The organism is Luteibacter sp. SG786 (genome assembly GCF_011759605.1).
GTDB lineage: Bacteria > Pseudomonadota > Gammaproteobacteria > Xanthomonadales > Rhodanobacteraceae > Luteibacter.
The window spans coordinates 1,960,365-1,973,161 of sequence record NZ_JAAOYX010000001.1; the positions used below are offsets into that span (position 1 = coordinate 1,960,365).

Below are 12,797 nucleotides of genomic sequence, written 5' to 3' on the forward strand. Positions count from 1 at the left end.
CGGAAAGGCGGGGAAAAACGGCCCATCGTAGCGTGCCGGGCGGGCCAAGCCACGGCGCGACGCAGCAATCGTGCCATGGCGCACCGCCAGGCGGCGGCGTTGGCTGTTTTCAGCAGAGCCCGCCGTTGACGGCCAGCACCTGCCGGGTGATGTAGCCCGCCTGCGGGCTCATCAGGAAGCGTACCGCCGCCGCCACTTCCTCCGGCGTGCCGGTGCGTTCCATCGGGATCGCCTTGAGGATCTGTTCCACCGGCACTTCCGGTTCCAGCATGTCGGTGTCGATGAGGCCGGGCGCGACGCAGTTCACGGTGATCTTTCGCTTGGCCAGTTCCACGGCGAGCGCCTTCGCGGCACCGATCACGCCCGCCTTCGAGGCGCTGTAGTTCACCTGTCCCCGATTGCCCACGAGGCCGGACACCGAGGTGATGCAGACGATGCGGCCGGCGGCGCGGCGGCGGATCATCGGCATCACCAGCGGATGCAGCACGTTGTAGAAGCCGTCGAGGTTGGTGCGCAGCACCTGGTCCCAGTCGTCCGCGGTAAGGGCGGGAAACGCGCCGTCGCGGGTGAGGCCGGCATTGCAGACCACGCCGTAGTAGGCGCCATGGGCCGCGATGTCGGCTTCCAGTGCCGCCGCGGAAGCGGCGCGGTCGGAGATGTCGAACTGGACGATGCGCGCGTTGCGGCCCCGGGTGGCGATGTCGGCCTGCACGGCTTCGGCTTCGTCGCGGCGCGAGCGGCAATGCAGCACGATGTCGTAGCCGGCGTCGCAGAGTTCGAGCGCGATGGCGCGGCCGATGCCGCGGCTGGAGCCGGTGACGAGGACGGTGTCGGTCATGTGGCGGTTCCCTTGGGATCGAGGCTGTTGCGCGGATCGAGGTACGGCCCGGGATCCGGCGGGCTGAAAACGGTGAGGCGGGCTTCGGCGTGCACACCCGGCGCGTCGATGCGGCACGCGAAGGCGCCCATGCCGTCCTCGTCGTGGAAACTGCGCACCGCTTCAACCACGAGTTTCGCCCCGATGGGGAAGATGTCGGCGTCGGCGCGATAGGCGCGCGTGCCGAGCAGGAAACCCGGACGCACGTCTCCACCGGCGGCAAGCACCTGCCAGCCGTTCCAGGCTGCGATGGCCTGCGCCATCAGTTCCACGCCGGCCCAGGCAGGCAGCCCGCCGGCCTCGACGAAGGCGTCGCCGCGCCGCACCGTGCGCTCGCAGATGATGTGTTCCGGTTCCCACGACACCACACGGTCGAGCAGGATCATGCGCCCCGCATGCGGCAGGAGCTTTTCGATCGGCCACATGCTCAGGTGCCCCCGGCGAAGACGAGGCTGGCATTGTTGCCGCCGAACGCGAAGGAATTGCTCATGAGGTGCCGCCGTCCCTCCGGCAAGGTGTCGCCCGCCCGGGTGAAGGCCAGGGACGGCAGGGCCGCATCGGGCACACCGTCCCATACATGTGGCGGCAGCCGGCGGCGGCTGTCCTTAAGGGCAAGCCAGCAGAACGCGGCCTCCAGTGCGCCGGCGGCGCCGAGCGTGTGGCCGGTAAGGCCCTTCGTGGACGAGCAGGGCACCGGGCGCGCGAACATGTCCGCCACTGCGCGGCTTTCCATCGCGTCGTTGTGTTCGGTGGCGGTGCCGTGCAGGTTCACGTAATCGATGGCTTCCGCACCGATGCCCGCCGCGGCGAGCGCGCGGCGCATCGCTTCGACCGCGCCGCGCCCCTCGGGCTCGGGCGACGACATATGGTAGGCATCGGAGCTGGCACCGCCGCCGAGGAAGGCCACCGGCGCCTCGTCGCGGGTCATGAGGAAGAGCGCGGCGGCCTCGCCGATGTTGATGCCGCGGCGCGAACCGGAGAAGGGCAGGCAGCGTTCGGACGATGTGGCCTCCAGTGCATGGAAGCCGTGGGTCGCAAGGCGGCACAGCGTGTCGGCGCCGCCGCAGAGCACCGCGTCGCACAAGCCGAGCCGAAGCAGCCGGCGCGCACTCAGCAAGGCGCGCGCACCCGAGGTGCACGCGGTGGAAATGCCATAGCAAGGGCCGGCGATATCGAGCCACTCCGCGAGGAACGCGGCCGGTGCACCGAGTTCCTGGTCCGCATAGCGGTACCCTTCCGGCCACCGGCCTGTCGTTCCACGCGCCGCGATGTTCCCTGTCGCCTCTTCGATACCGGTGGTGCTGGTGCCGATGACCACGCCGACCCTCGCTGTGCCGAAGCGTGCGATGGCGGCGCGGACATCGGCTTCGATTTCCTGCGCGGCGAGCAGCAGAAGGCGGTTGTTTCGCGTGTTGCGATGCGCGAGCCCGGGCGGCATCGCCGGCAGTGGTTCCTGCACGGCGCCGAGGGGTGATACCCGGTCCGGCACCCAGCCGGCGAGCGACGGCAGGCCGTGCGCCTCGGCGGCGAAGAGGGCGTCCGCGACGGCCTCCTTGCCCACGCCGAGCGAGCACGCAACGCCCAGTGCGTTGAGGTACGTTTTCATGCGTGCGCGAGAGGCTTGCGCGCTGCGACGTTGACGAGCGTCTCTTCGCGCTTGCCGGGCGGCGGCGGGGCCTTGATGCCCCAGCGTTCCAGCAGGCCGAAGTCCTTGGCGCGGCTCCACCACAGGTAGGGCAGCGACACATTGGCTTGGTCGAATGCGAACCCGCGTCCGCGCAGCATCGCCAGGTATTCGTCCGCGCTCTTCTGCACGTGCATGGGGTGGCGGAAGAACCAGCGGATGACCCAGGTGTCGATATAGGCCTTCGTCGACTCGGCGAAGAGCAAGAGCCCGCCCGGCTTCAGCACACGCCAGAATTCGTCGAGCGCGCTTTCCTGTTCCACCAGGTGGTGGAAGGTCTGGTGGCAGAACAGGATATCCACGCTCGCGTCCGGCAGATCGATGCGGGCACAGTCGGCGAGCAGCACCGTGGCGTCGATGCCTTCCCGTTCGGCTTCCTGGCGCGAGAGCGCCACGCTGTGCGGGTCCGCATCCAGTCCTACCAGCTTCTGCGGAGCGAAGGCGTCGCGCAGCAGGCGGAAGGAACGGCCCTGGCCACAGCCCACGTCGAGCAGTGTGCCGCCCTGCGGGAGCGGTTCGCCCACGAGACGCTTCAGGTCGTTGATGGCCACGCGCAATACGTGGTGTTGCCAGGTATGGGTGCGCAGGAAGACGAAACCGATGCGGGTTTCCTCGACATAGGTGGCGCTGGCGTACTTCATGGCGTGGGTCCGGTGGAACGGGGGAGCGACGATGCGAGATGACGCTCCACGTCGTCGACGAAAACGGCGGGCGAAACCAGCTGCATCTCGCCGTCTGCAAGCCGCACCGCCACCTGGATGGTGCTGGCGCGGGTGAGGCGCTCGCCGGTGGCGGCATCGCTCAGGGTGTAATGGATCTTCAGGCGGTTACGCCATTCGACGAGTTCGGCGCGCACCACCAGTGTCTGGCCGAATCGGGCCGGGCGCGCATAGCGCAGCTGCAGGTCGATGATCGGCCATGCATAACCGGTTTCCTTCATCCGCACATAGTTGTGCCCGAGTTCGTCGAGCAGGGCGCAGCGCGCCACTTCGAGGTACTTCACGTAGTGGCCGTGCCAGACCACCTCCATGGAATCCACATCGAAGAACGGCACGGTGACGTCGATTTCCGTGGCGTGCACACCCTTAGCGCGCATGGGAGGCTTCCTTCGTGTCGTGCCAGTAGGGATGGAAGTTGAACCATTGCAGCGGAGCCGCGAGGCAATGGTCCGCCAGCCACGCCGCGTATCGTGCCACGGCCGACCGGATGGTGGCCTCGCGCCGTGTGCGCTCCCAGCCTGCGGCATCGTCGAACCGCCGCAGATGGATGCGGTAGCGGCCACCGTGCTTCAGGCAGCACACCAGGTTCACCGGACAGCGCAGCATCGCCGCCATCAGCCAGGGCCCCTGGGGGAAGGGCGCAGGGGCGCCCAGGAAATCGGTGTCGATCGCGCGGCCGCCGTGCACGGGCACACGGTCGCCGGCGATGGCGATCCACTCGCCGCGCTCGAGTCGTTGCGACAGTTCCAGCATGGCGGCCGTGTCGAGGTCGCCCACGTGCATCAGGCGCAGGCGCTTGTCGCCCGATTCGCCGAGCAGCCGGTTGAAGTGCGCCGCGTTCGGAAGGTGCATGAGCACATTGAGCGCCACGCCTTCGCCTACTTCCGCCATGGCGCGGCAGACATCGAGATTGCCCAGGTGCGTGCAGACGAGGATCTGGCCACGGCCGCCGGCGAGCAGCGCGTCGCGTACGCCGTCCGGGTCGTCCATGTCCACCGACGACAGGCGCAACTTGCCGCGCCAGACATCGAAACGGTCGAGCATGCATTCGCCGAAAGCGCGGTATTGCGCGAACACGGCGCGCGAACGTGGGAAGAGGTCGCCGCGTCCGCTCCATGCGGCAAGCCGCGCCTGGTACTCCGCCACGTTGCGGCGCGCGGCCCGTCCGGTGACGAAGAAATACAGCACGATCAGCCAGATCACGGGCGTGACCGCACGCCGTCCCAGCACCCGCACCGCGATGGCCGTGAGCTTGATCCCGAGGAAGCTGCCTCGCTCCCTTTGTTCCGCCCAGTGCGCGGCCGTGGCGGAATCAGCCATGGGAACCCTCCAGCCGCAGGTGCGCCGAGGACACGGGGGCATCGCCCGACTGATAGGCGAAGTGCAGTCGCCCACGCTCGACGTCGTGACGCAGCGTGAGCCGCACGCGATCGCCGGGGCGCAGGAGACGCTGGAATTTCATGCCGTCGATGGCCCGGCAGGTTTTCGGCGTCCCCAGGCGCGACGCGGCGAAATCCACGACCCACGCCACCTGCACCACCCCGGGAAGGACAGGCGCGTCGGGAAAATGCTCGGCGAAGCAGGCCAGATCGAGTGGCAGCTCCAGCTCGAATACGTGCGTGTCGCCGTCGCGCCGTTCGTCGAGCACCGTGGCGGTGGCCGGAAGGGGGGCGCGCAAGAGGGCATCGACATCCGCCGGCTCCGGCAAGGCGTGGACGAATCGCCACACCAGCGGTGTGGAGAGGGCGTCGTCGCCAGCGGCATGCTGGCCCAGTTCGTTCACCAGCCCGGCGCGGCCGTGCCGCAGCAATGCGGTGCGGCCGACAGGCGACAGCGCCACGACCATGCCGGGGCCGAGCTTCCCCGCGTAGCCGCCTGCCGCGCCGGAGACCCAGGGGTGCGAGGCGAGACGCGCGGCCGCGGCGTCCATCGGGGCCTTGTTGATCCTTCGGCGCAGTCGCTGGCGCAGGATCCATTCACCCACGAACAGGGCGCCCATGACGGAATAGGCGAGGATGCCGTTGTAGAAGGTCCACCACGACAGCGGCCCCCATTCGGCGAGCAGGCCCGACACGGTGCCATTCAACGCGAAGAAGGCCACCCACACCCAGGTGACGCGACGCGTGTAGCGCACGGCGACCGGCGGAAGGTCCGGTTCGCTCACGCGCGCGATGCGCTCGATGATCGGTGGACCGAACTTCAGGCTGAGTCCGAACGCGGCGAGCAGCAGGCCGCAGATCAGGCTGGGGTACCAGCGCAGCAGGTGTTCTTCGCCACCGAACGCGAGCACGACGCAATAGACGAGGGTGACGGCGAGCATCCAGCGGCCGCCCGGCTGGCGCAGCAGGGCCGGGGCGCGCACGAGCCACAGCGCGCCGAGGATCAGGCCGAAGACGGGCGTGGATACATGGTCGGTGCCGAAATACACGATGAAGGGGTAGAGCACCCCCACGACGACCAGGATCAGGTCGCTCAGCCGGCGCACGACGAACCCTCCACGTACAGCGCCAGGCTGCGCACGGTTTCGAAGTGCCGCCGTGCTTCGCGCGAGTCGGACGCAATGCGCAAGCCGTAGCGGTTCTGCAGCGCGAGGGCGAGTTCCAGCGCGTCCACCGAATCCAGGCCCAGCCCCTGGCCGAACAGCGGCTGGTCGGCGGCGATGTCGTCCACCGTCAGGTGCTCGAGCGCCAGCGTGTCGATGATCAGCCGGGCAATGTCGCGTTCGAGATCGGTCATGCCATGAGTTCCCTGGCGTAAAGGGCGTGCAGGTGTTCGTTGATGCGGCGAGAGGCTATCGGCGCGGGCACCCCTTCGCTGAAGTCGGCCACGGCAATATCCTCGCCCACCCGCAGCTCCATCTGCACGCGGCGATACGGAATGCGGTACCACGGCTCCGCCTTGGTGAGCGTGGTGGGGCGAACGGTGATGAACACGGGCGTGATGGTATGCGCACCGCGCACCGCGATGGCTGCCGCGCCACGGTGGAAGGCCGGCGGCTTGCCCGGCGTGGTGCGGGTGCCCTCGGGGAAGACGATCAGCGTCTGGCCTTCCCGCAATACATCGGCGGCACGCTCAAGCATCTCCGCACTGCCGTCGTTGCTGATGTATTGGGCGACGCGTACCGGGCCGCGCATGCATGGATTCTTCCAGAGGCTGTGCTTGACGATGCAGTTTGCGTCGGGAACGTGTCCGATGAGGAATACCACGTCGATGAGCGACGGATGGTTCGCGACGATCATCTGGCCGGGTCGGCCCAGCCGCTCCAGTCCTTCGAAGCGGTAGTCGAGCACGCCGGTGCGGTACATGAACTGCGAGTGCAGCCAGAAGGCGCGGCCGACGGTGCGGCGCGCGCGCCGGCGGCGCACCGCAGCGGGGCCGGGCAGGTGCAGCACCACGGGCAGGATCAGCACGCGCAGCAGCACACCGCCGATGCCGAATAGCGCGAAGCTGAGCGCGGTGCAGACGAAGCGCCATGCCCAGGCGTCGCGGCGGGTCAGGCGCTCGGCTGCCAATGCCATCGTCGTGTCTTCCATGGGTGATCCAGTGGCGCACCGTCGTGCAGGGCACGGACGAAGCGCAAGGCGTGAGGCACACCCGCTACCGGCGCGGCACCGTCGTTCGCCGCGAGCGAGAGGCGCCAGCGCGGCCCGTTCCCCGCGAGGGACAGCCGCAATGCCAGTGCATAGGAGAAGGGCACGTCGTCGATGTGGCCGTCGTAGGCCGGAGCCGGACGTTCCTCCGCGACCACGACGATCGCCGCGGGCAGGCCGTCGCCCAGCAGGGCGGCGGCCTCGACGATGGCATGCTCGAAGGTGTCCGCCTCGCCGGCGATCGCCACCGATTCGCCGCGCTGTCCGCGCAGGATGGACCATTGCCCGGCGATGGCGTTGTGCACGGACAGGCCGAACTGGGTGGGAGAGAGCGGCGCGTTCCGGCCGATCTCGTCGAGCATGGCGAACGTGCGCGTGGTCTCGCCGTGGCGCGAGGCGAACACGAAGGGAAGTTGTTCGTCGTCGCCGCACAGTGGCCATGCCGCATGCATGACAATGCGCGCCAATCGGCTCAGGCGGCGACGCTGCATCGGCGGCACGAATTCGCACGCGGGTTGCTCGCCGTTGTCGACGATCGCATGCGGCGCGGCGCACCAGGCCGCCCATGCCGTGTCGTCTTCCATGCCCGGGGCCCATGCTCGCCAGGCGTCGACGGCGAATTCCATCATGCCGATGCCTCGTCGTGGCGCCGGATCAGCAGGGCGGCGCAGCTTCCGCCGAAGCCGAAGTTGTTCGACAACACGCTGTCGATCCGCAGGGCAAGCTCGCCCTCGACGAGGGGCGCGTCCGCGAACGCGGGGTCGCGCACGGCCGGCGTCGCACCGCCGAGCAGCACGCCTTCCGCCATCATGGCGATCGAGGCGATGGCGTCCAGCGCCCCGGCGGCTGCCGGCGCATGTCCGATGAGTCCCTTGATGGACGACATGGGCGGTACGTCGACGCCACGGTCGCCGAAGACACGCCGCAGCGCATCCCACTCGGCGAGATCGCCCGCCACGGTGGCACAGGCATGCGTGTTCACGTAGTCCGGCATGATGCCGGCCAGGTCGATGGCCTGGTGCATGGCTTCGGCCATGCCGTCGGCAGCGGGGCCGATCATGCCGTCGGGGTCGGAGGCCGCGCCGTAGCCCGCGATTTCCGCGAGGATGGTCGCGCCGCGCGCCCGTGCATGCTCCAGCGATTCGAGGACCAGCACGCCGGCACCGCCGCCAAGGAGGATGCCGTCGCGATCGGCCGCGTAAGGCGTGGAGACGCGTGTGCCGACGACGCTCGCGGTCGAGAGCGCATTCATCACGTCGAAACACATGGCCGCCTTGTCGTGCAGTTCCTCCGCGCCGCCGCACACCACGACGTCCTGTCGTCCGAGCTGGATCAGCTCCATGGCCTGTCCGATGGCATGCGTGGCGCTGGTGCATGCGGAACCCACCGTGAAGCCACGCCCCCCGAACCCGAAGGCGTGCGTCAGCGTGGCCGATACGGCGCTGCCCATGCTGCGCGGCACGATGAACGGCGAGAGGCGGGAAATGCCCTTGGCGTGGAAGACATCCAGGCCGGCCTCGTATTCGCTGAGCGCCGCGGCACCGCCCATCACGATGCCGACGTCGCGCTCGCGCACGCGATCGGCGTCCAGTCCTGCTTCCGCCAGTGCTTCCGTCGTGGCATGCCACGCGAACTCCGCGGCCTGCGGCAGGTAGCGGCGAAGCTTGCGCGGCGGCGGTTCGAGGCCCGAGGTATCGGCCGGCGCCGCCACCTGGCAACGCATGCCCAGCGCGGCGAAGTCGGCCATGGCGCGGAACCCGGCGCGGCCGACGCGGAGGCCATCGAACAGGGCCTTTCGTCCCGCGCCCAGGCAGGACACCGCGCCCATGCCGGTGACGACCACTCGCCGCATCAACGCTGCGCCTTGAAGATCAGCGACGTGTTGATGCCTCCGAACGCGAAGTTGTTGTTCATCACGTAGTCGGTGCGGATCTCGCGTCCTTCGCCCGCGAGGTAATCCAGTGGCGCGCACTCCGGGTCGGGCGTCTCGAGATTGATCGTGGGCGCGAACCAGCCACCGCGCATCATCTCGATGGCCCACCATGCTTCGAGCGCGCCGCAGGCGCCCAGCGTATGGCCCACGTAGCTCTTCATCGAGCTGATGGGCGTTCCGCTGCCGAGCACATCCGCGGTGGCGTGGCTTTCCGCCACGTCGCCGCGATCGGTGGCGGTGCCGTGCGCGCTCACGTAACCGATGGCGTCGGGCGGAAGGTTCGCGTCGGCGAGGGCCATGCGCATCGCCGCGGCCATGGTCTCGCGCGTGGGCTGTGTGATGTGCGCGCCATCCGAATTGGTGCCGAAGCCGACGATCTCGGCATAGATGCGCGCGCCGCGTGCCACGGCGTGTTCGTATTCTTCGAGGATCAACGTGGTGGCGCCCTCGCCGACGACGAGGCCGTCGCGGCCCGCGTCGAAGGGACGCGGCGTGAGCTGCGGGGTGTCGTTGCGTGTGCTGGTAGCGAACAGCGTGTCGAATACCGCCGCGCCCGGCCCGGAGAGTTCCTCCGCGCCCCCGCACAGCATCAGCGCCTGCTTGCCCTGCTGGATCGACTCGTAGCCGTAACCGATGGCCTGGCTACCCGACGTGCATGCGCTGGACGTGGTGATCACGCGGCCCTTCAGACCGAAGAACACGCCCACGTTCACCGCCGTGGTGTGCGCCATCATCTGGATGTAACTGGTGGCGGTCACGCCCTGCATCGATCCGGTTTCCAGCATGTGGCCGACGGTGCGCGCCGGCTCGATGCTGCCGCCCGACGAACCGTACGCCACACCCATGCGGCCGTCCGCGATGCGCTCGTCGCCGAGCAGGCCGGCGTCCGCCAGGGCGCGTTCACTGGCCGCGACGGCCAACTGGGCCACGCGGCCCATGGAGCGCACGTGCTTGCGCGACCAGTGCAGCGGCAGGAGGAAGTCGTCCACCGGCGCGCCCAGTCGCCCGTTGAGCTTGTCGAAATAATCCCATTCGCCCATGCGGCGCACGGCGTTGCGAAAGCGGCGCAACCGCGCCTCGATGGTGGCCCAGTCGTGGCCGAGCGGCGTGATGCCGCCGATGCCGGTGACGACGACGCGCTTCATGCCGCGTGCTCCCCTGGGGCGAGTTGGATGATCATGCGTGTGCTTCCTGCCGCGCGAACTTGCGAAGGATAAGGCGTGGCGCGCGCGGCAACATGCCGAACACGAGCCGCGTATGCATGGCGGTGACGCGCAGGTTGTCCCGCCACATGCGGAAGTGCGAAAGACCGTCTTCCGGATAGATGACGCGCGTGGGCAGGTTGCGCACCTGTACGCCGCGCCAGAAGAGCCGCACCGCGATCTCCGTGTCGAAATCCATGCGCGAGGGCAGGGGCTTGCGTGCGATCTCCGCCCGGGTTTCTTCCAGCGGGTAGAGCCGGTAACCGCACATCGAGTCGTCGATGTCGAAGGACAGGGTTTCCAGCCATACGAAGGCGTGGGTGAGGTACCGCCCATAGAGTCGCGCACGCGGCACGGAGTCGTCGTACACCGGGCGGCCGCAGACCATGGCTTCAGGCGCCGCCCGGCCCGCCTCCAGGAAGCGCGGCACGTCCTGCGTGTCGTGCTGTCCGTCGGCGTCGATCTGCAGCACGTGGCTGTAGCCGGCGGCGTGCGCGGCGAGAAAGCCGGCGGTGAGCGCCTTGCCCTTGCCGCCGTTGGCCGGAAGGCGGATCAGGCGCAGGTCGTCGCGCCCGGCCACGAGGCGGTCGAGTGCTTCGCGGGTTTCGGCGTTCGAGCCGTCGTCCACGAGGAACACCGGCAGACCGTAACCGGCGAGTGCGTTCGCCGTGGCGCCGACGGTGCGGCCGTGGTTGTACACGGGTATGACCGCGCAGGGCGCGAACGATCCCGCCGCGTCGCGCGGCTCCGGCCTGCCCGCCACCGGTCCGCTCAGCGGGCGAGCAGTGTCTGCACGGTGGCGACCACATCGCCGACCGTACGCACGCTCTTGAAGTCTTCAGGCTTGATCCGGGTGCCGGTCATGTCCTGCACCTGGATGGCGAGGTCGATCGCGTCGATGCTGTCCAGTTCCAGGTCGGTGAACAGGTTGGCTTCCGGCGTGACCTTCGTGGGATCGATCTCGAAGGTTTCATGGAGGACGGACCGCAAGCGGGCGAGAACGTCGTCGGAGGTGAAGGTTTCGGCTGGGATCGCGCTCATAGCTCGGTAAGTCCAATTCATCCCCGGACGGCCGTGGCCACTTCCCGAAGGACAATGGCAGCACGCGCCACCACCGAGGCGACGAAAGTGATCGGAATGCTCTGGTTGTTGCCGCCCCCTCGGACGGTATCCCCTGGCCCAAAAGCATCGTGTAGGCAAAGCCTTACAAGATTCCCCGGGTACCGAAATTGTAGCAGATCACGGTTGAGAACAATGGGTCGCCGGCCATCGTGGGGGCAGGGCGCCGGGCGCATCGAGGTCCGGACCGGCGGCCCGGACACTGTCCGGCCGGTGCGAAGACGGCGTCCGCGGACAGGTTCGCGCTAGCGACCGGCCTCCTCGAAACGGCGCTACGGCGCGCTCTCAAGGCATGTGCGGCATCTGGCACGGCTCTTGCCACATACCTCTCGAGACCCTTCCCATCATCGTTCCAGGAGAGCCGCCATGAAGTACGAAACCGCCATGCTGAAAACCTTCTTCGTCGTCGCCGTGCTGACCTGCGTGCTGACGTTCGGAGCGATGGTCACGACGGCGGCGCCGGTCGCCACGCAGTCGATCGCTGCCGTTCGCTGAGGGCGGAAACGGAAAAGCCGCCGGTTGCCCGGCGGCTTTTCCGTCGCACTTGCTCGACGCGATTACTGGCCGCGCATGCGGCCCTGGAAACGCGGCGCGCCATTGCCCATGTGCGGCAGGCGGATCTTGCCGATGGCGCTGATGCGCTCTTCGGCCATGCGGTCCGCCGCCTTGTAGGTCGGGATGTTGTCGCGCGCCGAGATCTCGAAGATACGGCCGACGTTGTAGTAGATGGTGCGCATCATGCGCATCGCACGTTCGCGGTTGTAGCCGTCGATTTCGAGCGACACGTTCATCACGCCGCCGGCGTTCACGGCGTAGTCCGGGGCGTAGAGCACGCCGCGGCGTGCCAGTTCGTCGCCGATGGCGTCGGTGGCCAACTGGTTGTTGGCCGCGCCGCAGATGATCTTCGCCTTGATGCGGTCGATGGTCTGCTCGTTGACCGTACCGCCGAGGGCGCACGGGCTGTACACGTCGGCGTCGACGTCGTAGATCTCGTCCAGGCCCACGGCTTCGCAGCCCAGTTCGTCGACGCAGCGCTGCACGGCATCCTTGTTGATGTCCGTGACGAACACCTTGGCGCCCTGTTCGCGCAGCAGCTTGATGAATTCGCTGCCCACGTGGCCGCAGCCCTGCACGGCATAGCTGTACTTGCCCACATCCTCGTTGCCGTGCTTGTGCTGCAGCGCGGCCATCAGGCCCTGCAACGTACCGAACGCGGTGAACGGGGAGGGGTCGCCCGAGCCGCCGTGCACCTGGTGCACGCCGGTGACGTATTCGGTTTCACGGAACACGTATTCCATGTCGTTGACGTCGATGCCCACGTCTTCGGCCGTGATGTAGCGGCCGTTGAGCGAGTTCACGAAGCGACCGAACGCGCGGAACAGGGCTTCCGACTTGTCCTTGGAGGGGTCGCCGATGATCACGGCCTTGCCGCCGCCCAGGTTCAGGCCGGCCACCGCGTTCTTGTAGGTCATGCCGCGCGACAGGCGCAGCACGTCGTTCACGGCGTCCTGCTCGCTCTTGTAGGGCCACATGCGCAGGCCGCCCAGCGACGGGCCAAGCACGGTGTTGTGGATCGCGATGATGGCCTTCAGGCCCGCGTCCTTGTTATGGCAGAAGACGACTTCTTCGTGGCCCGTGTTGGCGATGGTTTCGAAAATCATCGAACGCGTTAC

At 68.2% G+C, this 12,797-nt stretch carries 16 protein-coding genes; 1 reads left to right on the top strand and 15 read right to left on the bottom strand.

Annotation, left to right across the window (positions count from 1 at the left end; all coding sequences use genetic code 11):
• Positions 1-109 precede the first annotated feature (109 nt).
• From fabG to FHS47_RS09060, 14 genes are read right to left on the bottom strand one after another with little or no spacing between them, the layout of a single operon-like run.
• A complete protein-coding gene (fabG, locus tag FHS47_RS08995; protein WP_167025893.1) occupies positions 110-838 on the bottom strand; it encodes a 3-oxoacyl-ACP reductase FabG in 729 nt (242 codons plus the stop codon).
• The gene (locus tag FHS47_RS09000) at positions 835-1,302 is read right to left on the bottom strand and encodes a hotdog family protein (RefSeq protein ID WP_208381878.1); all 468 of its coding nucleotides are present in this window, start codon (positions 1,300-1,302) and stop codon (positions 835-837) included. Before FHS47_RS09000 ends, fabG begins: the two co-directional genes overlap by 4 nt.
• 2 nt (positions 1,303-1,304) lie before the next feature.
• Positions 1,305-2,483, bottom strand: coding sequence for a beta-ketoacyl-ACP synthase (locus FHS47_RS09005; protein ID WP_167025896.1), 1,179 nt, complete (start codon positions 2,481-2,483; stop codon positions 1,305-1,307).
• Positions 2,480-3,202 (bottom strand): class I SAM-dependent methyltransferase, encoded by a 723-nt coding sequence (locus tag FHS47_RS09010; RefSeq protein WP_167025899.1) that lies wholly within the window; start codon positions 3,200-3,202, stop codon positions 2,480-2,482. Before FHS47_RS09010 ends, FHS47_RS09005 begins: the two co-directional genes overlap by 4 nt.
• Positions 3,199-3,657, bottom strand: a complete 459-nt coding sequence (locus FHS47_RS09015) for an acyl-CoA thioesterase (RefSeq protein ID WP_167025902.1) — start codon at positions 3,655-3,657, stop codon at positions 3,199-3,201. Before FHS47_RS09015 ends, FHS47_RS09010 begins: the two co-directional genes overlap by 4 nt.
• A complete protein-coding gene (locus tag FHS47_RS09020) occupies positions 3,647-4,600 on the bottom strand; it encodes a glycosyl transferase (RefSeq protein ID WP_167025904.1) in 954 nt (317 codons plus the stop codon). Before FHS47_RS09020 ends, FHS47_RS09015 begins: the two co-directional genes overlap by 11 nt.
• Positions 4,593-5,765 (bottom strand): hypothetical protein, encoded by a 1,173-nt coding sequence (locus tag FHS47_RS19580; RefSeq protein ID WP_208381879.1) that lies wholly within the window; start codon positions 5,763-5,765, stop codon positions 4,593-4,595. Before FHS47_RS19580 ends, FHS47_RS09020 begins: the two co-directional genes overlap by 8 nt.
• Positions 5,753-6,016, bottom strand: coding sequence for a phosphopantetheine-binding protein (locus FHS47_RS09030; protein WP_167025907.1), 264 nt, complete (start codon positions 6,014-6,016; stop codon positions 5,753-5,755). Before FHS47_RS09030 ends, FHS47_RS19580 begins: the two co-directional genes overlap by 13 nt.
• Positions 6,013-6,813, bottom strand: coding sequence for a lysophospholipid acyltransferase family protein (locus tag FHS47_RS09035; RefSeq protein ID WP_208381880.1), 801 nt, complete (start codon positions 6,811-6,813; stop codon positions 6,013-6,015). Before FHS47_RS09035 ends, FHS47_RS09030 begins: the two co-directional genes overlap by 4 nt.
• Positions 6,774-7,499 (bottom strand): beta-ketoacyl synthase chain length factor, encoded by a 726-nt coding sequence (locus FHS47_RS09040; RefSeq protein ID WP_208381881.1) that lies wholly within the window; start codon positions 7,497-7,499, stop codon positions 6,774-6,776. The genes FHS47_RS09035 and FHS47_RS09040 overlap by 40 nt, the downstream gene beginning before the upstream one ends.
• On the bottom strand, positions 7,496-8,722 hold the full coding sequence (locus FHS47_RS09045; RefSeq protein ID WP_167025909.1) for a beta-ketoacyl-[acyl-carrier-protein] synthase family protein: 1,227 nt from the start codon (positions 8,720-8,722) through the stop codon (positions 7,496-7,498). The genes FHS47_RS09040 and FHS47_RS09045 overlap by 4 nt, the downstream gene beginning before the upstream one ends.
• Positions 8,722-9,948 (bottom strand): beta-ketoacyl-ACP synthase, encoded by a 1,227-nt coding sequence (locus tag FHS47_RS09050; protein WP_167025912.1) that lies wholly within the window; start codon positions 9,946-9,948, stop codon positions 8,722-8,724. Before FHS47_RS09050 ends, FHS47_RS09045 begins: the two co-directional genes overlap by 1 nt.
• 31 nt (positions 9,949-9,979) lie before the next feature.
• Complete coding sequence (locus tag FHS47_RS09055) at positions 9,980-10,768, bottom strand: glycosyltransferase family 2 protein (RefSeq protein WP_167025915.1); 789 nt, start codon at positions 10,766-10,768, stop codon at positions 9,980-9,982.
• 8 nt (positions 10,769-10,776) lie between these two features.
• Positions 10,777-11,046: an acyl carrier protein gene (locus FHS47_RS09060; RefSeq protein ID WP_167025918.1), complete on the bottom strand. Its 270-nt coding sequence runs from the start codon at positions 11,044-11,046 to the stop codon at positions 10,777-10,779.
• 444 nt (positions 11,047-11,490) lie between these two features.
• On the opposite strand from FHS47_RS09060, the gene FHS47_RS19910 reads away from it, so the two are divergent.
• On the top strand, positions 11,491-11,619 hold the full coding sequence (locus FHS47_RS19910) for a hypothetical protein (RefSeq protein ID WP_282097538.1): 129 nt from the start codon (positions 11,491-11,493) through the stop codon (positions 11,617-11,619).
• 62 nt (positions 11,620-11,681) lie between these two features.
• Here FHS47_RS19910 and FHS47_RS09065 read toward each other — a convergent pair whose 3' ends face one another.
• On the bottom strand, positions 11,682-12,785 hold the full coding sequence (locus FHS47_RS09065; RefSeq protein ID WP_167025921.1) for a Glu/Leu/Phe/Val dehydrogenase: 1,104 nt from the start codon (positions 12,783-12,785) through the stop codon (positions 11,682-11,684).
• Positions 12,786-12,797 lie beyond the last annotated feature (12 nt).